The following is a 20,827-nucleotide window of genomic DNA, read 5'->3' on the forward strand; positions in this document are numbered from 1 at the left end:
ATAATATTATTTCCATTTTATTAACATTTATTTAAGTTAAATTTTCTTTGAACTTCAAGTATTCATTTTCATTACTTGGTACAACAATACTACCTGATTCTATTTTATCTTTATATTCTCCAACCTTTAATAAAATGGGGTCCTCTACATTATTTTTAGCCCATATTAACCTTATGCCACCTTCATTAAGCCCATAAATTAATGTTTTACCACCATGGAATTCATTTGTTTTTGCTTGCTTAGCTAAATCATATACAGCTTGATCAATTTTTTTTACAATTGAGAAAAGAGTCACATTTTCAGGTAAACCTTGTTTATATTCGTTTTTGTTTACTCCTATAACCCACAATTCTCCTTTATTTGATTTCTTAATTTTTTTGGCAGTATTAAAAACACCCTTACTTGTTAAACCTGCAACTGGAAAAATAATATCTACATTTTGATTAAAAAAATCGGTGGCTATTTTAGAACCTTCTTTTGGATCACTAAAAGTATCAGAATAAGCCGTAAAAACTTCGATGTCTTTATTAATAGATTTAACGCCAGAAATAAAACCATATTTATAACGGTTTATTATTTCATTGTCGACACCGCCGATAAACCCTAATTTTTTTGTTTTTGTTTTCATAGCTGCAATTACGCCTGCTAAAAAGCCTCCGTCTTGTTCAGAAAAATTTATACTAATCACATTAGGTAAATCAACCCTTGAATCAATTAAACCAAAATTTATATTTTTATATTGCGCGGCAACTGTATTCATGGAATTAGTTAAATTACTTCCGATTCCAATAATTAAATCATAATTTGAATCTGCCATTTTGCTTATTTTCTTTTCAAATTTTTTAGTACTTGTTGTTTCAATGTATTTATAATCTTTATCTTTGTTTAGCTTCTCCTCTTTTGCAAATTTAGTAATCCCTTTCTTTGCAATTGAGTTTAAATAACTATCATTTTTACCATTAGAGTTTGATACGATCCCAATTTTAAAAGAATCACCAGAATCTTGTTTAACACTGCAAGCCGAAATAACGACTGCAATTATCATAGTGAAGATTAATGCAGTCTTTTTTTTATACAAATCATTCACCTCATTCAAATACAATTATTTCTAGTATGAATTTCGGTTAATTCTTTTATTCGTCTCTAAATGCAGGTATTAGGAAATTAAAGGTTTTTAAGTCAAAAGAAAATTTTATCAAATAGGGATTGAAACGAGTATTTAAAATAGTAAAATCCTTTCATTGGACCGCTCTTAACGCATTAATCCCAAAACTATTCAAATGTTCCTTTGACTAATAACTCATTATTTCGCATCATGATTTTACCTTTTGATATAACGCTTTCAATTTCTAAAGTAGTTTTATTTAAAAATACTAAATCAGCATCGAAACCATTTTTGATTTGGCCCTTTTGTAATTTTAAGATGTTAGCTGGATTGATTGTGATGACACTAATTGCATCTTCAATCGAAATACCTTCGATTAAAATGGCATCCTTCACTTCGCTAAATAAACTACTTACTCTTCCAACTTTCATTCCTCTTAATTTTCCATTTTCATCAAAATCAGGGAGACTTCCTTGTCCATCAGATGTAAATGTAATTTGTTCAATATTAACTCCAGAGTCGATCATTCTTTTTAAACCTACACTACATTTGACTTCACCATTATTTAAAAAGTGTGGAATGGAACTTGTCGTAAAGTCTACAAATCCACCATTTTTTGCAAATTTAATCCCTGCTTCAAATAAGTAACTATTTCGGTTAATATGCGTGGGATAGAATTGAGTGATTGGTAATTCAGTTTCATCTACAATCTCCTCAATCATTGATAGCATTTTTTTACTATCCCCTATATGTACATTCACAACACCAGCTTTTCCAGAAAGTAACCCTCCATTTCGAGCTTGTGCAGCTATTCTAGCAAATTCATCCTTTGTCGGTTGAGAAGATCGATGGTCTGAAATTGCAATTTCCCCTACACCAATAACTTTATCAATAAGGATGATGTCTTCTTCAATTTTAGGAAATAGTGTTTTAACAGGTGTTTGGTATGAGCCTGTGTATACAAACGAAGTTATTCCTTCTTCCTCTAAAGCCCTACATTTCGCAAGTAAGCTTGTCATAGTTCTTGTTGTTCCATCTGTACCAAGCACCCCTACTACAGTAGTGATTCCACCTTTAATACAGTCAGAGAACAATAATTCAGGTGTTCTAGTTTTAAACCCACCCTCTCCACCACCTCCAATAAGATGAACATGTGCATCAATGAAGCCAGGCACAATATAGTAGTCAGTTGCATCCAATATTTGTATAGGCAGATTAGCTGAAGTAAAGTTTATTTCCTCATGAACATACTCAATTTTTTCATTCGAAATTAAAATATCGTTTTTACCTATTGATTTGGGTGTGAAAATTTCTCCATTTTTTATGAGTAACATATATACCTCCAATGATCTAAATCGGTTTAATTTCAGATTAACATAAATGGTTGTTTTAGGAATCTTTGTTGCTTTTAATAGCTAAATAAAAGCTGTCTTCCCACAATAATTACATACTACTAACAAATGTTGAAAACATTAAATCTCTACATTTGTTCATAATACTCTCATGGATAAAAATGATTCAATTAATATAGGAGGCATTTTTATGAGTAGAGCAATGAAAGAAGAATTAGCAAATGCAATTACTCACGGAGTCGGCGCAATCCTGAGTATTCCAGCACTGTATTATTTAATTAGTAAAGCGCTTAATAATGGAACGCCTTGGCATTTATTTTCTTTTACAATCTTTGGGTCTTCCATGTTGCTCCTTTATATTTGTTCAACTTTACTTCATAGTGTAAGAGACCCGAAGCTTATTAAAATATTTACCATTCTAGATCACTCAGCTATCTATTTATTAATAGCTGGAACATATACTCCATTTTTACTCATAACATTAAGAGGGAAAATTGGTTGGTCGTTATTAACCATTGTTTGGGGGTTAGCCGTTTCTGGTGTAATCTTTAAATTTATATATGTCAATCGGTTCGAATTATTTTCTACAATTGTTTATTTAATAATGGGTTGGCTAATGATGTTTGCAATTAAACCTATTTATGTTGGACTATCTGGAATTGGATTTTTCTACTTGTTATTAGGTGGATTATTTTACTCTATTGGCACGATTTTTTTTCTCGTAAAGCGTTGGCCTTATAGTCATGCAATATGGCATTTATTTGTTTTGCTAGGAAGTGCCTCGATGTATTTTTGTATTTTTAAATTCGTTGTTTAAAAAACAGACTGATGATTTAAGCACAAAAAAGCGCTCAAATTATAAATTGAGCGCTTTTGACATTTATTCGATAATCTCTTTTATATATTTAGTTAATTCTTTAGCGTCAGTAAGGCCGATTTGTTCAGGATATACTGGTGGAAATACTTTAAGCGTTACATTTGCTGGTTTAATTCGATTTCCATTAGCCTCTAAAATATTATATGTACCTTCAATTCTTACAGGAATAACTGGAACTCCCGATTTAGTTGCTAAATGAAAACTCCCTGATTTAAATTCACCCATTTTACTACTCTTACTACGAGTACCTTCTGGAAAGATAACTAGTGAATGACCATTTTTAAGTTTATCAACACCATCAATTATAGCTTTAAGTGATTGTCTTCGATCACTTCTGTCCATAAATACACTATGCATTTGTTCCATCCAATCTGGTACGATTGGTAGTTTTTTTAATTCGATTTTTGCAATAAATCCAATTGGTTTCTTTAAATATCCTAATAGTAGGGGAATATCAAAATTACTTTGATGATTACTAACAAATAATACACCTTGGTCTTTTGGAATATTTTCTAATCCTTCAACTGTTACTTTACTACCAGTACAACCAATCATCATTTGACCAAAATAGTCAGGAAATTCATGCGTTCTACGGTCTCTTTCACTTACAGGTAAATCTTTTGGTAATTTTTTTACTGATGATAATTTTAGCTTAGCTTCAATTACACCAATTACAATGCGTGTTGCAGCATATATTGTGCGAAACATACTATTCCTCCGATAATTGAGTATGTTAATTATTATACAAAATGCCCAACCACTTGAAAAGTATTATTCATTTTGTTTATAAATGTAAGGTAAATTAAAGACAGAAGCTTCATTAGGATCTACTCAAATTTAAAATTCTAGTATTGCCACCTCGAAAAATTTGTCTTCACAATTGCAAAATTATATACTTAATATGTAAAGAAAACTCGCCGATTAGCCAGCCGTCAGGCGAAGACAGAGGCGTAGTTGCACTTATACTTCTACCTAAAATTGGCATCTACGCCGACTTTTCTTCACAGTTGCCAATTTATACTTTCTTTATGTGCAAAAAAGAATCGACAAGTATTTGCCGATTCTTCGATATTGTGAATCTTTAGTTCGAAACTTTTGCACTGCTGAATTCTGCAGCAAGAACTTTAGCTTTTTCAATTGCGTTAGCTTTAATTTCTTGTGCTTTATCTGGCATTGCAGCCATACCTTCTACGAATAATGTAGTTACATCAGTAACACCAACGAAGTTTAAGATACTAGTTAAGTATGGGCTAGAGAAGTTAATTCCAGTAGCAGGACCTTCTGAATATACGCCACCGCTTGCTTGGATGTGTAATGCTTTTTTATTTTCAAGTAAACCAACTGGACCATTTTCAGTATATTTAAATGTTTTTCCAGCAATTGAAATATTATCAATAAAGTTTTTAACTACAGATGGGAAACTAAAGTTCCAGAATGGAGTAACGAAAACATACTCATCAGCCTGAGTGAAAACTTCTAAATTATGATTCATAGCAGCTAAAGTAGTTTGTTGATCTGCACTTAATTCTTCAAAAGCAGTACCGCTTGCTAATTTACCCCATGCATCAAATACAGTTCCATCTAACATAGGAACATTTTCTTTAAATAAATCGAAATGAACAACTTCATTTTCAGGATTTGCTTTCTTGTATTCAGTAATAAATGCTTCCCCTACAGAAAGACCAAATGAATTTTCAATCGCATTTGGGTTTGCAGTAATATAAAGTAATTTTGTCATTTTAACAACTTCCTCTCAGTTTTGTTTATCTTTAATTCGAGATTTTATTTTAAAAAATTAAGGGATAACCAAATCCCTTAACCTCATAATAATATCTTTAATTCAAGATGTCAACACTTTTTTTCATATATAAAATAGCGAAATTTTATTTTGGATTTTTCATCAATCTGCACTTCAGATACGGATTTAACATTCCAATCTTCCATTAAAAAGTTTGGGAAGAATGTATCTCCATCAAAATTATGTTCAATTTCAGTAATATAAAGGGTATCTAAGTATGGGAAGGTTAAATTAAATATTTCAGCTCCACCTATAATAAATAAATCCTCGTTTTTATGTTCTTCAAGATAACTGATCACATCATTTATAACCGTAACACCTTCAGGATGAAAATCCTTTTGTCTTGTTACAATGACATTCTCACGTTTAGGAAGTGGTCTACCAATCGAATCAAAGGTTTTTCTTCCCATAATAATTGTATGTCCAGTAGTCACTTTTTTAAAATAAGCCAGCTCTTGCGGAAGATGCCAAGGCATTTCATTATTTAAACCAATCACATTGTTTTCTGACATAGCAACTAATGCAGCGATCATACACTTACTACCCCTTTAATTGCAGGATGGAATTCATAATCTTCTAATGTAAAATCTTCAAATTTAAAATCAAAAATGTTTTTAATCTCAGCATTTAACTTCATTTTCGGTAATTTATGTGGCTCTCTTGATAGTTGTAAATTAATTTGTTCAAGATGATTAGTATAAATATGAGCATCTCCAAATGTGTGTACAAAATCACCTAATTCTAAATCACATACTTGAGCAATCATCATAGTTAAAAGTGCATAAGATGCGATGTTAAATGGTACTCCTAGGAAAATGTCAGCTGACAAGATCTTCAACCAAGTTCGTTACGCCTGGCCCGTTCTTAAGAGAACTGCTACATGTCACCATGCAGATGAGACTATATCACGGCCTCATAGACGAGGCCCCTTGCATTTCGAGTGCCAATAACTTGCACCCTACTCCATATTTGGATAGTCGTTAGGCATTTATTATTCTTTGTTAATTAACAAAGAATAAATTTAGCACGGGATTGTCTTTAATTAAAGAGTTTCCCCGTTTAGCAAGGTTTTCGGTACAGATCACTCTGTAAAGGCGCTCAAATTTAACGCTGATAAAGCTGACAAGATAACTTTCCATCATTCACATAAAATTGGAAGAAACAATGACATGGTGCTAATGCCATCTTATCAAGTTCTCCAACATTCCAAGCTGAGACAATCATTCTTCGTGAATCTGGATTTGTTTTTATTTGATTAATAACTTCGGAAATTTGATCAATTGTAGAACCATCAGCAGCTTTCCATGATCTCCATTGTTCACCATAAACAGGACCTAGATTACCATTTTCATCTGCCCACTCATTCCAAATACGAACACCATTTTCTTTTAAATATGCAATATTCGTATCGCCTTTTAAAAACCATAGTAATTCATGAATGATTGATTTTAGATGAACTTTCTTAGTCGTTACTAAAGGAAAGCCATCTTGAAGATTAAATCGCATTTGATAACCGAATGTACTGATAGTTCCTGTTCCAGTACGATCTGTTTTTGTCATGCCATTGTCTAATACGTGTTTACATAAATCTAAGTATTGCTTCATACTTGGCCCCCTAATTATGTATTCTTAATTCTCCTCTTTACGAACCTCAATAAAGCCAAAGTGAAATTCTGAAGACTTACGAATTAACTGATTAAAACCATATTTTTTAAATCTTTCACTTCTAAAATGATCTTTCAAAACTACTCTTTTTTTAGCAACGCGTCTAGCTTCGTTAATCACTTCATAATTGAGGTCATCATATGATGCTAAATTTTTCAACGCTGCAATACCAGAAGAGGCTTCAATATTTTTTTCAAACATCGGATCAAAATAAACGATATCAAAAGATTGATCAGGAAGAGACTTCAAATAATTTTTATAATCAATATTTTTCACTTCAATTTTGTTGATGATATTCGACCAATCATTAATGTTCTGCTTATTTGTTTTTAAGCCTTTTGAAGTTAAGTAAGAAATGATTTGATTTTTCTCTAAGCCTAAAACTTTCCCATGGTCACCTACAACATAACTTGCAACTATACTATCTGATGCCATTCCAAGTGTACAATCTAGAAGTGAATCACCTTTTGTTAGTAAACAAGCATCACAAAAAGGATCATGTTCACCTTTCATCAATCTTCTAATTCTAAAAACTGATGAGTTAGGGTGAAAAAAATATGGAATTGCTTGATCATCCTCATACCATTCTAATCTATTTTTACCTAAAACTAATATAGGTTTATTAAATTTATGATAAATTTCTTCTAAGCTAAGTTCATTTCGAATTATTGCCTGTCCATTTAAATCTGAGGCAATTTTTTCAGCTTTTTTTTCTAAATTAATATCCGGTCTTAAGCAAGTTGTAATAATCATGGGTCTCCTTAATTAAGAAAAAAAGAGGAATACTCCTCTTTTTACATTTGTTCGAATATTGATTGAATTCTAGCTTTAATATCTTCTGGTGTTGAACCTTCGATTTGTTCACGAGGTATAAAACCAACTACCTCTTTACCTTTAAATACTGCCATTGAAGGTGAAGAAGGTGGGAAATCAGCTAAATATTCTCTTAAAGTAGCTGTTGCTTCTTTATCTTGTCCTGCAAACACTGTCATAACATTTGCTGGTTTCTTTTCTGAATTGATTACTGCTTGAACTGCAGATGGTCTAGCAAGACCAGCAGCACAACCACAAACTGAATTAATTACAAAAAATGCAGTATCATTTAATTCATTCATAAATGATTCTACTTCTTCCCCTGTTGTTAATTCTGTAAAACCATTTGAAGTTAATTCTTCTCTCATTGGTTTTACAATACCTTTCATGTACTCATCGTATGCATTCATTGTTTTGTTTCTCCTTTTTCATTTTCTGATTTCATACGTTCAGTCATTTGTTTCCAAACTGAACCTAATGCTTCCTCACCATTTTCAATTCGATGTAATGCTAGTTGAACTTGTAACTTCACTTCGAATTCTGGGTCGTCTAATGCAGCTCTTAATGCTGGAATTGCACTTTCATCACCTAATTCAAAAAGAAACATTGCCGCACGCCATCTGACTAATTTACTTGAGTCATTTAATGCTTCAATCATAGCAGGCATGGCTTCTTCATAACCGATGTCAGATAAACAATCTCCAGCAATTCTTCTTACACCTACTGCTTTATCCTTTAATGCCTCATATAAATAAGGTAACACTAATTTAGATTTTAACATACCTAAATAAGCTGTTGCTAATCTTCTTATTGAAACATGCTCATCTTTTAATGCTATTTTTAGTAAAGGCAAATCTTCAATTGTCGGATCGATCTTTACAAATCTAGCATATCTTTTTTTCCAATCTTTTTCTTCAAAAATATCTGCAGTAAATGGTTCAAATTTAGGAGCATCTTTTTTCTCAGAAATTGTAGCATTGTTTGTCATAACTTCGTTTACAATATTTTTGATATCATTTTCAGAATGAGTAGCAGTTAATTCATCGATAATTTCTTTCTCGATGGTAGACAATTCACCGTAGCGAATTCCATAATCAATCCACTGTCTTTCAAATACTACGTTGGATGCAGCCGTTGTTAGCTTCATAATTGCTTCTTTATAGTACGGCGGTAAAGCCGCTCTTTGTTCTTCACCATTAACAATTAATTTTAACTGCATTGGGATGTTATGATACATTTGAACAAATACTTGAACTTCACCAAAATGATTATCAATAACAGGTTCATCAGTTGCTACATCATTTACATCTTCTCCAAATACATTGCGTACTTGTAGTAAAATACTTTGCCAATTTGCATTTGACTTACGATCAATTGCAATAAAATCAGCAACATGGTATACACTTTTAATTCCGTCTATCCCTAATATTTGTTTAATAATTTCAGGTGCTTTCTCTATATTATCAATAGAATAGTGATTTCTACTGCCAGATGGCAATTCTTCATCTAATAGTACTTTCATTGTATTAGGACTTGGTGTTGGTTCAATCGATTTAATCTTCATTTTTAACTCCTCTTCTTGTTATTTAATTCATTTTATCAAAAAGAGGAGAAACTCACTATTGTAATGCTTTCACGAATTGCTCAAAATCATTTGCATTTGATTCCGCTACATTGTGAGTTAACTCTTCAGATTGACGAGTAAAAAGGTGAAATTTCTCAACTATGATTTCAGTCACATAAATAGGTCTTTCAGATTCCTTTACATAACTTGACGTTTTAATAATTCCTTCAATTGAGACTTCCATACCTTTTTTTGCTTTTTTAGTAGCATATTCGGCAATAGGACCCCATAATTTTACTGATACATAATTCGTTCTTGTTTTTTTCAGATAGTCTGAATAAACATTTGTAGCAATATTAATAAAAGTTGTTTTTCTACCATTCGCTGTTGTTTGTAAAACCGGTTCTTTCGTTAATCTACCTACTAATACAACATTATTGATCATTATTACCATCTCCTTTATTTTTTTCTACAATACAAAATATTTGTACGTTCGTAAAAAAAGGAAAATAGTATTTTCAATACCCTTTTCAGTTAAAGAATTCAATATATGCTAAATAGATATTTAATATTTGGCCGGATTTATTGCTAAATACTCAAAATTAATACTTTACTTTAAACTTTCAACAAGGTCACTTAAAACTGACCAACGTTCCATTTTTTCCTCTAATAATCCTTCTTTGTCTTCAATCTGTTTAGAAAGCTTAAAAGCTTCATCAAAATCAGAGCCGACTGCTTGTAAGTCTTCATTTAGTTTTTCAATTTCATTCTCTAGCTTCTCGATATCTGACTCAATACTTTCCCATTCTTTTTGTTCTTGATAAGTTAATCGTTTTTTCTTTTGCTCTTTTTGATATACAGGTTTTTCAACCGCTACTTTTTCTAACTCGACTTCACGCTTTTCGACTGATTGACGTTCTAAATATTCTGTATAACTTTCTAAAGTAGATGATACTTTTCCTTCACCTTCAAAGATTAATAATTTATTTGTAACTTTATCTAAGAAATAACGATCATGTGATACAGTCACGACTACACCACTAAAATTCTCGATATAATCCTCTAAAACCGTTAAAGTATCAATATCTAAATCATTTGTTGGCTCATCTAGTAATAGTAGGTTTGGAGCAGTCATTAATAGCTTTAATAAGTAGAGTCTTCTTTTCTCACCGCCTGAAAGTTTACCTAATTGAACTCCATGTGATTGAGTTGGGAATAAGAATGTTTCAAGCATTTGAGAAGCTGAAATTGTTTTTCCGTCTGGTGTATGGATGATTTCTGCTTCTTCCTTAATATAATCAATCATTCTCATAGTTGGATTCATTATTTCTTGTATTTGTGTATAGTACGCTACTTTAACTGTTTGCCCAACTTCAATTTCGCCTGAATCAACTTGTTCATCTCCAACTAGCATTTTTAACAAAGTTGTCTTACCAGCTCCGTTTTCACCAATTATGCCAATTCGATCAGTTTGAAGTAAAAGTAAATTAAAATTATCTAAAATTTTCTTTTCATTAAATGCTTTACTTACATCTTTAAACTCAACAACTTTTTTTCCTAAACGAGTTTGTTGAAAATTCATTTCCATTTCAACTTTTTCTTGGTTATTCAATTTACCCGAAAGATCTTCAAAGCGCTGAATACGAGCTTTTTGCTTTGTCGTTCGGGCTTTAGCACCTCTACGCATCCAAGCTAATTCTCGTCTAAATAAGTTGTTTCTTTTTTCATTTGTAGCTGCTTCTTGCTCTTCTCGAGAAGCTCTTTGTTCAATATAATACTGATAGTTACCTTCGTATCGATAAATATTCCCATTTGATAGTTCTAATAATGCAGTAGTAACTTCATCTAAGAAATAACGATCATGTGTTACGAATAGTACTGCATTTTGAAGTCTTTTTATGTACTCTTGTAAAAATACTATACATTCATAGTCCAAATGGTTCGTAGGCTCATCTAAAATTAATAAATCACACGGATGTATTAATGCTTTTGCTAAAGCTACCCTTTTTTTCTGACCACCAGAAAGTAGAGTTACATCTAAGTTTAAATTTGATAAACCTAACTTAGTTAAAATGGTTTTAGCATTAGCTTCAAGATCCCACCCATTTAATGAATCCATATCAGCTTGTAATTTTAATAACTCATTTTGTAATCCTTGGTTTGCTGGATCTACTTGAAGAGCTTGTAATGTTTTCTCATAAGATTTTACTAAAACCATTACTTTGTCTTCGCTCTCAAAAACTGCTTCAAGAATCGTTTGTTTTTTATCAAAATCTTCATGCTGTGGCAAATAACTGATTACATAATCCTTTGGAGTAGTGATTTTGCCATCATCTGCAGCTTCTTCACCAGCTATGATCTTTAATAAGCTTGATTTACCTGTTCCGTTTATACCTAATAATCCAATTTTTTGCCCTTCACTTACGGTGAATGAAATTTCATTAAATAAACTCTTTTCTCCATACGTTTTAATTAAATTTTCTACACTTAAAATCTTCATATTTTAAAATTCCACTCTTTCATAAATTCGTCAATGAATTTTTCTACAAATTGATGTCTTTCTTCGGCTAACTCTAACGCTGCCTCTGTATTCATTAAATCTTTAAGTTTCAGTATTTTTTCATAGAAATGATGCATTGATGAACTTTGATCACTTCTATATTCTTCGATTGTCATGTTCTCCCTTATTTTAAATTCAGGGTTGAACATACTTCTGCTTTTTTTCCCACCGTACGCAAAAGTTCTAGCTACCCCTATTGCACCAATTGCATCCAAACGATCTGCATCTTGGACAATTTTACCTTCAATTGATGTAGGAATAACTCCATTTCCACCTTTATACGAAATATTTTCAACTATGTACATTATTTCATTTATATCTTTACTATTTAATCGTTCATTTAGAAAAGATTCTAACTGGGCTTTTTGTGCTTCAAGATTGTCATGTAATTTATCATCAATCACATCATGTACTAATGCAGCACACTCTACAATAAATTGATTTGCATTTTCTTTTCGCGCAATATGGACAGCTAAGTTTCTAACTCGGTCAATATGATACCAATCATGCCCACTACTATCACCTTGATGAAGACTTCGGACATAGTTTTCTATTTGTATAATAATTTCTTGCTGTTTCATACTACTTACCTCCAAAGATTGACTAGTGATATTATATCATTTTTTGTCGGTAAAACATTAATAGAGTACGTTTAGATTAAAAAATAGGGTCAGCTTGTTTTTGAACTTTAAAAAGGTTGCCGATTTAGACAACCTTTAGGACTCTTATTCAAATCTGTCATGCGTTACGATCAAACACGATTTACCAACAGAATTCAAAATGACTTCTTAAAAATCAACTATCAGAAGAGAAGTGCGAAAGAAGGCATTGACTGAGCAGACCAAGCGATGTCCAATCACATTTAACAATTTATTTTTTCTTACTTACTATGTAAAAAAAACCTTCATTTCAAATGAAGGTTTTTTTGTATTGGCAAAATCCAATATAATCTCCTTAAATCTTTTCACAAGTTTAAGCTTTCAATAATTTCTCGAGTGTCGGTCTTAGCTCTTGAGGATTTGTTTGTGGTGCAAAGCGTTCGATTACTTCACCGTTTTTATCAATAATAAATTTTGTAAAATTCCATTTAATTGATTTTAATCCCATAATGCCCGGAGCTTCTGAACTTAAATATTTAAATAATGGATCTGCTTTATCTCCATTTACGTCAATTTTACCAAAAACAGGGAATGACACACCATAATTTAATTCACAAAAACTTTGAATTTCTTCGTTTGAACCTGGTTCTTGATTCATAAATTGATTGCATGGAAAACCTAGAATAACTAGACCTTGTTCTTTATATTCTTCATATAATGCTTGTAAATCTTTATATTGAGGAGTATATCCACAAGCACTTGCAGTATTTACAACAATAATGACTTGATCTTTATAATCAGAAAGTGAAACTGTTTCGCCTTTGCTATCTTTTACTTGAAAATCATAAATACCCATTTTACATTCCTCCTGCTTCCATATAATTTTATAGTAAGTATTTTCCATCAAAAAGTCTAATCTTAAATACTATATTTTGAAAAAATTCTTCAATCGTATTAAAATTAAAATGATCGTTAAATTAAACCAATTTATTTCTTCACCTTTTTAGAAAAGAACGGAGGTAAGAGTATGCAAGATTTAGGCTTTAATACATATTTAATTGATTTATATGATTTATCATTTCCAGAACGAACAGGTTGCTATGTTATTTTAGATGAAGATATTACAATCATTGAAACTAGTGCAACTCCTTCTCATGAGCATTTAGTGGCAGGGTTAAAAGAGTTACAAATTTCATTTGACAAGATAAAAAATGTAATCGTAACACATATTCATTTGGATCACTCAGGTGGCGCTGGTGTATTAATGGAAAAATGCCCTAATGCAACGCTTTATGTACATCCTAAAGGCTCAAGACATTTGGAAGATCCAACAAAATTAATTGCAAGTGCAAAACAAGTATATGGAGAAGATTTTGATCGATTATTTAATCCAATTCTTCCAATTAAGTCTTCTCAAATTTATCAAGTAGCCGATGGCGAGGAGCTTGTTATTGGTAATAACCGTAAACTAACATTTTTATTTACTCCTGGTCATGCTAATCACCATATTTCAATTTTTGATTCTACTAGTAAATTTATGTATACAGGTGACACATTAGGGATCTATTATCCACAGCTTCAACAGGAAATAGGTACTTTTATTTTACCGTCAACATCTCCTAATCAGTTTTCATACGAGGCAACACTTGATTCATCTAGAAAAATTCAAGCATTTAAGCCGGAAGCTCTTTGCTTCGGTCATTATGGATTAACTAGAGATACAAAATTCGTTTATGAGTCTTTAAAAGTATATTTAGATCGTTTTATAGACCTAACTACATCTACGATTGCAGAAAATAAAGAGAAGCCTTTTTATGTGAAAAGTAGGATTTTATCAGATTCATTATTTAAAGAAGTAAAACAAGATCTTCAAAATAAAAATATAAATGAGAGTCATCCTGTTTTCCAGATTATTAAATTGGATTTAGAAGTTTCAGCTATGGGATTAGTACTAGCAATGGATGGAAATGCATAAATGAAAAAAACTTGTCAACCAATAATTTTTCCTATGTAAAGAAAGAGGTATGTGGCTGATTTCCACTACAGGATTCTCGCTTTCCATAGGGGAGACCTGAGCCTCCTCGGCTTTGCCTCCGGGGTCTCAGCCTTCCCGCATCTCCCATAGGAGTCGAGAACCCCTCCGTTCCAATCAACTACTTTAAAAAAAGAAGCATACAATAAAGCAACTTAACAATCCTTTTCACTTAGAGAAAAGTAGAAACTAATACTCGGTTATTTTTCTAATATTGATAAATCGTTTACATAAAGACCAATAGTTGAAGTTCTTCTTCAAACGATTAACATCTCAACATTCTACATTCTAGATAATATCCATTACTAAAGCATGTTTGCATTGCACAAAATAAAAACCGATTAAAACAATTAAATAACGTCACTTTAAAAGAAATTTAATATCAAATAGATCGCTTAGTAACATATTATCTATTGTCTATTTTATATTTCAATACACTAAAAAACTTCAGCCGTTTAGCTGAAGTTTTTAATTTATTTTTTAAATTTTTTCACTGGTTTCTTTTTACTTGAATCAGCTTTTTTAGTTGGATTTGAAGTAGGTTTCGTTCTTTTTTCGTCAGTTGAGTTCTCTTTCATTACGTATTTTTGTACTTCACCATGCGATACCATTAGTTGTTCAAAATACAATTTTTGAGTTCCTCTAAGGGTAAATAAATGCTTTTTCTCACGAGGTGTTGTTAAGTTAATAACAGTACCTTGTTTACCCATTCTTCCGACACGACCACTTCGATGAGTATACTGTTCAACTTTTTCTGGCACATCAAGTGTAATGACGTATGGTAAATCTTGTAAATCAATACCACGCGCTGCTACATCTGTTGAAAATAGTAAAGTGATTTTACCAGTTTGAAGGTCTTTTAAAACTCGGCTTCTTTCCATTTTCCCTAGTTTCGAATGAAGAACCGCTGTTTTAACTCCTCTAAAGTTTAATTTAGATGCGTAACCTTCAAGTTTAAATGGCTCATTACTAAATACAAGTGCTTTCATATTTTGAACAGAACCAATTCTTCTAAGTAACTCTAATTTTTCTCTTTCTTCACATGGAATATAACCATGGATGATATTACCCTCTAAGCTTTGTTCAATCGATATTTCTTTTAAATTTGAACTTGTTTCCTTTGCAAATTTCATTGCCCCAGGAGTGATTGTTGCAGATAAAAATAACAGCTGGCGATCTTTCATTGTAGCTTTGACGATTTGTGGTAAGTCTTTTTGATCATCCGTTTTAATTAATTCATCTACTTCATCAAATACGATTGTTTTAACACAATGCATTTTTAATTTTTTTTGTTTGATTAATTGGGAGATTCGTCCAGGTGAACCAACAATAATTTTTGGTTTTTGTTTTAATTTTTCGATTTGACGTTTAACGTCTGCTCCTCCAACTATAGAAGCCGTCTTAATATTTGTATTTTGTGTATAGTCTTGTACAACTTGAAAAATTTGCATAACAAGCTCACGAGTCGGGGCCATTATTACAACTTGTGGGTTTTCTTCTTTTTCATCGATTTTATTAATCAACGGTAAAACATACGCAAGCGTCTTACCAGTACCAGTCGGAGATTGTGCTATTACATCATTACCCTCTAGAATAGCCGGGATTGCTTCCTCTTGAACTGCTGTCCATTTCGTAATATTATTTGCTTTTATTTTTAGCATTGTTTGTTCTAGTAATTGAAAATGTTCCATTTAAATCTCCTTTAATGTTTGCTCATCGTACCATTGTAACATTATTTCTGCTATATGTACCAATTCTTCTATTTTATCAAAGTCATCTTCAGTCATTTTTGCATTAAATTTTATGTTTACAGATGATTCAATCTTATTTTTGTCTAAAATGGATTGTTTAATGTTATAAAACGGCGTATATTGTTCATTTGTTTTATTTTGAAATAAAAGGAGACTTCTTTGAATAATTTCAATTTCCATTGTTTTAGGTAGGAAAAATTCAAATTCTATAAAACAGCCTACATCAGTATTTCCATTGATTAATTCATTAAATAAATCACTTGCCGTAGTACTCATTGTAATTTTACAACTTGTTGTATAGGACTGCTTACTTAATTTTTTATATTGGATTGAGAACAGTCGATCCATTTTTGAAAGATTAACATAATCATTTCGATCAATTATTTCATATTCTCCATCTAAATCTTTATCATAAATAAGCCCTTCTAATATAACCTTCATATTATCAAAAGCAGTTGGATCAAACATAAAAACTTTCTCCTTTAGTATTAAATCTTAAAAACAAAAAATAATCCGATAAAATCAACCAGTTTCAATTTTATCGGACATATTTTTTAACTTATTATTTCAAATTGACTATTATAAAGATTTGCATAGAAACCTTCTTTTTCCATTAACTCGTCATGAGTACCTTGTTCAACAATATCTCCATCCTTCATACAAAGGATTAAATCTGCATTTCGAATCGTCGATAATCGATGGGCAATTACAAAACTTGTTCTTCCCTTCATCAGATTATCCATTGCCTTTTGTATTAAAGCTTCAGTTCTAGTATCAACACTACTCGTTGCTTCATCTAAAATTAATATTTCAGGGTCTGCCAAAATTGCTCGAGCAATTGTTAATAATTGCTTTTGACCTTGTGAAATATTATTTGCTTCTTCGTTAAGCTTCATATTATAGCCGTCCGGTAAAGCACGAATAAAATGATCAGCTTGAGCAGAAATCGATGCATTTTTGACATCTTCATCACTTGCTTCAAGTTTTCCAAATCGGATATTTTCTGAAATAGTACCATTAAATAGCCATGTATCTTGAAGAACCATTCCAAATAATGACCTTAGTTCGTCTCGTTTGTAGTTCTTTATGTCATGACCACCAATCGAGATTTCTCCACTATTAACATCATAAAAACGCATTAATAAATTAACAATTGTTGATTTTCCTGCTCCAGTTGGTCCAACAATGGCAACTTTCTGCCCAGGTTCGACAACTAAATTAAAATCATGAATTATCGTTTTATCTGGTGTATAACCAAAAGCAACATGATTAAATCGAACTTGACTGTTGACTTCATTTTCCTTAATTGAAATCGCATTCGTCTCTTCAGGTACTTCTTCTACTTCTTGTAAAAATTCAAATACTCTTTCTGCTGCCGCTGCAGTTTGCTGAAGAATGTTTGAAATATTTGCGATTTGTGAGATTGGCTGTGTAAATGATCTTACATATTGAATAAAAGCTTGAATACCACCTACTGTCATTGAACCGTTCGCTGTAAAATAACCACCTAATATACAAATAGCAACATAACCGATATTTCCAATAAAAGCTGTAATTGGAATCATCAGACCAGATAAAAAATTAGCTCTCCATGCTGATTTATATAGTTCATCATTATACTGACCAAATGTTTTTGTCGATTCCTCTTCACCACTAAACGCTTTAACTAGAACATGATTTCCTAACATCTCTTCTACATGACCATTAACTTTTCCTAAAAATCTTTGCTGGTTAATAAAATGCTTTTGTGATTTTTTAACGATCATCATAACAAAGACCATTGAAAGTGGTAAGATACATAACGCGACAATTGTAAGTTCCCAACTAATTGAAATCATCATAATTGAGATCCCAATTATAGAAGTAATCGATGTAATAATTTGTGTTAAACTTTGGTTTAATGTTTGATTAATTGTATCGACATCATTTGTAATTCTTGAAAGAACTTCACCATGATTAGTCTTATCAAAATAACTTAAAGGCAATTTATGAACTTTGTCATTTATATCACTTCTTAGCTTAAAAGTTACTTTTGCTGTAACACCGCTCATCACATAGCCTTGTAAGTATGCAAAAATAGAGCTTAATACATATAATCCGATTAACCACAAACCAATGACACTAATTTTCCCAAAGTCAACATGGCCAGTACCACTGATTTGTTTCATTACGCCAGTAAAAATTTGATCAGTTGCTTTCCCAAGTATTTTTGGACCTAAAATTGTAAAAATAGTTGAAAGAATCGCCAAAATAAATATGAAAAAGATTTTACTTTTATAGACCCCAATATAACTCATCAATTTAGCCATTGAACCTTTAAAGTCTTTAGCTTTTTGACCAGCCATAGGAATATTTCTTCCAAACATTTGTCCAGGCCCACGTCCACCGCTCTGGTTTTGAAGAGTATTTTTATTAGAATTGCTCATGCTAATTCCTCCTTGGACAACTGCGATGAAGCAATTTCTAAGTATTCAGGGCAACTTTTTAGTAGTTCTTTATGTGTACCTTTGCCGACGATTTTGCCACTATCTACAACAATAATGTGTTCGGCATTCATAATTGTACTAACTCGTTGAGCAATGACAATCATTGTACTATTACTTATATTTTCATTTAGTGCCTTTCTTAAGGCTAAATCGGTTTTAAAATCAAGTGCTGAGAAACTATCATCAAAAATTAGAATTTCAGGTTTTTTTGCTAAAGCTCGAGCGATTGAAATTCTTTGCTTTTGACCACCTGAAACATTGTCTCCGCCTTGAGAAATCTCGCCATTAAATTGACCTTCTTTTTTAGAAATAAACTCGCTAGCTTGAGCAATTTGAGCAACTCTTTCCATTTCTTCATCTGTAATATTTTTATTACCATATTTCAAATTCGTAGCAATTGTCCCAGTTAGTAATAGCCCCTTTTGAGGTACATAACCAAGTTTAGATCGTAAATTTTCTTGCTTAACTTCCCGAACATCAACACCATCAATTAAGATTTTTCCTTTCGTTACATCATAAAAGCGTAATATTAAATTTGCGATCGTTGTTTTGCCTGATCCAGTTGGTCCAATAATCGCAGTTGTTTGACCTGGTTTTGCGATAAAAGAAATATCACTTAGCACATCATTTTCTGCGCCTTCATAACGAAAATCAACATTTTTAAACTCAATATATCCATGCTTGTTAGAATCAAAATCCTTTTCGTTTTCCGGGTCGATTATGGATACTTCTGTAGAAAGCACCTCTGATATTCTACTAGCAGAAACAGCTGCTCTAGGTACAAGAATAAACATGATTGAAATCATTAAAAATGCTGTAATAATTTGCATTGAATATTGCATAAATGCCATCATGTCACCAACTTGCATATCAGATTTTGCAATTTGATGAGCTCCAACCCAAATAATTAATAAAGATGAACCATTCATAATCAACATCATTGAAGGCATCATTAATGACATAACTCTATTTACAAACAAGTTCGTTTTCGTTAAATCAGTGTTTACTCCTTGGAATCGCTTTTTTTCATGCAAGGAATTCCCAAACGCTCTTATTACCATTAAGCCAGTTAAGTTTTCTCTTGAAACCAGATTTAATTTATCAATCAATTTTTGAATTAATTTAAATCTAGGAATTGCGACTGTCATTATAATCATTATTAAACATAGTAGGACAATAACAGCTAGGGCAATAATCCAACTCATTGAAGCAGACTTATTTATTGCCATAATAATTCCGCCGATTCCCATAATTGGTGCATAACAAATCATTCGAATACCCATCATTAGTAAAGTTTGTATTTGCATCACATCATTTGTGCACCTTGTAATTAGTGATGCAGTTGAGAATTTATCAAACTCTTTGTTTGAAAAGCTCTCAATTTTTTTAAAAACGTCTTTACGTAAGTTTCTTGCAACGCCTGATGCAATTCGAGAAGATAGAAAGCTTACTAAAACTGTAGCTAATCCACCAAGTAAAGCAATTGCAATCATGATCAAACCAATTTTAATTATGTATAAGCTTCCAATTTTATGTAAATTCACACCTAGTTCAGTATAAAATGCTTTTGTCAACATGATTCCACTTTGGGTTAGTAAGCTTTTATCAGATGATACCGCCTTATTATGAGCATTTATTATTGTATTTTGATTTAACTTATCAAACATTGGCTGTAATTGATATAGTTTCGTCAAGTCAATTTTAGTTGTTTTCCCAGATGAACTGTTTTTTGTATGTTTGACTTTCCCACTCGATCCTTCTTGTATGATATTAAAAAGTGTCCACGTAGATGCTCCAAATGTACGATCGAGTTTTTTATCAATGTTTTCATTCGTTTCGTTTTTGATATATAAGTTTTTTTCTGCATTTTTGTAAATACTTTTATAGGTTTTACCATCGGAGTTTTTATCTGTTGCAGATTTCAAACTATAATTTTTATATACCATTTCTTTTTCATTTACTGTCATAAAGGTTGTCATTAGTTTTAAACCTTTTTGACTTATTGCATCTGGAGCAACATGTAATATTCCATTTTGCTGTATTCCATTGTTTACGATATCAGACATATAGTTAGGTAAGTTCAAATCACACATAGCCTGACCAAATAAAAATAAAATGGCTAATATTAAACTTGTACTAAATGATTTTAAATATTTAGCTAATTTTATCAATTTAGCATCTCCCCCCCAATTATTTACTTTACAAAATTACTCATTGTTATAATT

Annotated in this window: 19 protein-coding genes and 1 pseudogene; 2 read left to right on the plus strand and 18 right to left on the minus strand. The window is 31.6% G+C overall.

The genetic code is table 11. From position 1 onward, the window contains the following. Positions 1-31: 31 nt before the first annotated feature. Positions 32-1,078: a BMP family lipoprotein gene (locus ACFCYN_RS19610; RefSeq protein WP_375951182.1), complete on the minus strand. Its 1,047-nt coding sequence runs from the start codon at positions 1,076-1,078 to the stop codon at positions 32-34. 194 nt (positions 1,079-1,272) lie between these two features. After that, positions 1,273-2,439, minus strand: a complete 1,167-nt coding sequence (gene iadA / locus ACFCYN_RS19615; protein ID WP_375951184.1) for a beta-aspartyl-peptidase — start codon at positions 2,437-2,439, stop codon at positions 1,273-1,275. 208 nt (positions 2,440-2,647) lie between these two features. Between iadA and trhA the strand changes: the two genes are divergently transcribed. Continuing rightward, positions 2,648-3,274, plus strand: a complete 627-nt coding sequence (gene trhA / locus ACFCYN_RS19620; RefSeq protein WP_375951186.1) for a PAQR family membrane homeostasis protein TrhA — start codon at positions 2,648-2,650, stop codon at positions 3,272-3,274. A 63-nt stretch (positions 3,275-3,337) separates the two neighbouring features. Here the strand turns inward: trhA and ACFCYN_RS19625 are convergent, their stop codons facing one another. From ACFCYN_RS19625 to ACFCYN_RS19680, 12 genes and pseudogenes are all read right to left on the minus strand, one after another. Next, on the minus strand, positions 3,338-4,042 hold the full coding sequence (locus ACFCYN_RS19625) for a lysophospholipid acyltransferase family protein (protein ID WP_375951188.1): 705 nt from the start codon (positions 4,040-4,042) through the stop codon (positions 3,338-3,340). Between the two features lie 373 nt (positions 4,043-4,415). Continuing rightward, positions 4,416-5,072 (minus strand): FMN-dependent NADH-azoreductase, encoded by a 657-nt coding sequence (locus tag ACFCYN_RS19630; protein WP_375951189.1) that lies wholly within the window; start codon positions 5,070-5,072, stop codon positions 4,416-4,418. 110 nt (positions 5,073-5,182) lie between these two features. Continuing rightward, positions 5,183-5,665, minus strand: a complete 483-nt coding sequence (locus tag ACFCYN_RS19635; protein ID WP_375951191.1) for a dihydrofolate reductase — start codon at positions 5,663-5,665, stop codon at positions 5,183-5,185. Beyond that, entirely contained in the window at positions 5,662-5,961 is a 300-nt protein-coding gene (gene thyA, locus ACFCYN_RS19640) for a thymidylate synthase (protein ID WP_373604998.1), read from the minus strand. The genes ACFCYN_RS19635 and thyA (ACFCYN_RS19640) overlap by 4 nt, the downstream gene beginning before the upstream one ends. Positions 5,962-6,239: 278 nt before the next feature. Further along, positions 6,240-6,737, minus strand: a pseudogene (gene thyA / locus ACFCYN_RS19645) (thymidylate synthase); the annotation flags it as partial. Positions 6,738-6,761: 24 nt separating this feature from the next. Further along, positions 6,762-7,550 carry a class I SAM-dependent methyltransferase gene (locus ACFCYN_RS19650; RefSeq protein WP_375951193.1) on the minus strand — a complete coding sequence of 263 codons (789 nt, stop codon included), beginning with the start codon at positions 7,548-7,550 and terminating at the stop codon, positions 6,762-6,764. A 41-nt stretch (positions 7,551-7,591) separates the two neighbouring features. Then, positions 7,592-8,020, minus strand: a complete 429-nt coding sequence (locus ACFCYN_RS19655) for a BrxA/BrxB family bacilliredoxin (protein WP_375951195.1) — start codon at positions 8,018-8,020, stop codon at positions 7,592-7,594. Beyond that, positions 8,017-9,174: a conserved virulence factor C family protein gene (locus tag ACFCYN_RS19660; protein ID WP_375951197.1), complete on the minus strand. Its 1,158-nt coding sequence runs from the start codon at positions 9,172-9,174 to the stop codon at positions 8,017-8,019. Before ACFCYN_RS19660 ends, ACFCYN_RS19655 begins: the two co-directional genes overlap by 4 nt. A gap of 55 nt (positions 9,175-9,229) precedes the next feature. Beyond that, entirely contained in the window at positions 9,230-9,619 is a 390-nt protein-coding gene (locus ACFCYN_RS19665; protein ID WP_172444238.1) for a single-stranded DNA-binding protein, read from the minus strand. A 165-nt stretch (positions 9,620-9,784) separates the two neighbouring features. Next, the gene (locus ACFCYN_RS19670) at positions 9,785-11,674 is read right to left on the minus strand and encodes an ABC-F family ATP-binding cassette domain-containing protein (RefSeq protein WP_172444237.1); all 1,890 of its coding nucleotides are present in this window, start codon (positions 11,672-11,674) and stop codon (positions 9,785-9,787) included. Beyond that, the gene (locus ACFCYN_RS19675) at positions 11,671-12,315 is read right to left on the minus strand and encodes an HD domain-containing protein (protein ID WP_375951199.1); all 645 of its coding nucleotides are present in this window, start codon (positions 12,313-12,315) and stop codon (positions 11,671-11,673) included. Before ACFCYN_RS19675 ends, ACFCYN_RS19670 begins: the two co-directional genes overlap by 4 nt. Before the next feature lie 391 nt (positions 12,316-12,706). After that, positions 12,707-13,189, minus strand: a complete 483-nt coding sequence (locus ACFCYN_RS19680; RefSeq protein ID WP_375951201.1) for a glutathione peroxidase — start codon at positions 13,187-13,189, stop codon at positions 12,707-12,709. Between the two features lie 171 nt (positions 13,190-13,360). Between ACFCYN_RS19680 and ACFCYN_RS19685 the strand changes: the two genes are divergently transcribed. Continuing rightward, the gene (locus ACFCYN_RS19685; RefSeq protein WP_375951203.1) at positions 13,361-14,308 is read left to right on the plus strand and encodes an MBL fold metallo-hydrolase; all 948 of its coding nucleotides are present in this window, start codon (positions 13,361-13,363) and stop codon (positions 14,306-14,308) included. 530 nt (positions 14,309-14,838) lie between these two features. On the opposite strand, the gene ACFCYN_RS19690 is transcribed toward ACFCYN_RS19685, so the two are convergent. The 4 genes from ACFCYN_RS19690 to ACFCYN_RS19705 all read right to left on the minus strand — a co-directional run bounded on the left by ACFCYN_RS19690 (position 14,839) and on the right by ACFCYN_RS19705 (position 20,773). Further along, positions 14,839-16,056 (minus strand): DEAD/DEAH box helicase, encoded by a 1,218-nt coding sequence (locus ACFCYN_RS19690; RefSeq protein ID WP_375951205.1) that lies wholly within the window; start codon positions 16,054-16,056, stop codon positions 14,839-14,841. Beyond that, on the minus strand, positions 16,057-16,584 hold the full coding sequence (locus ACFCYN_RS19695) for a hypothetical protein (RefSeq protein ID WP_375951207.1): 528 nt from the start codon (positions 16,582-16,584) through the stop codon (positions 16,057-16,059). Positions 16,585-16,670: 86 nt separating this feature from the next. Continuing rightward, positions 16,671-18,542: an ABC transporter ATP-binding protein gene (locus ACFCYN_RS19700; protein ID WP_375951209.1), complete on the minus strand. Its 1,872-nt coding sequence runs from the start codon at positions 18,540-18,542 to the stop codon at positions 16,671-16,673. Continuing rightward, complete coding sequence (locus ACFCYN_RS19705; protein ID WP_375951211.1) at positions 18,539-20,773, minus strand: ABC transporter ATP-binding protein; 2,235 nt, start codon at positions 20,771-20,773, stop codon at positions 18,539-18,541. The genes ACFCYN_RS19700 and ACFCYN_RS19705 overlap by 4 nt, the downstream gene beginning before the upstream one ends. Positions 20,774-20,827: the final 54 nt, after the last annotated feature.

The organism is Gottfriedia sp. NPDC056225 (assembly GCF_042267765.1).
In the GTDB taxonomy this organism is placed as follows: domain Bacteria; phylum Bacillota; class Bacilli; order Bacillales; family Bacillaceae_G; genus Gottfriedia.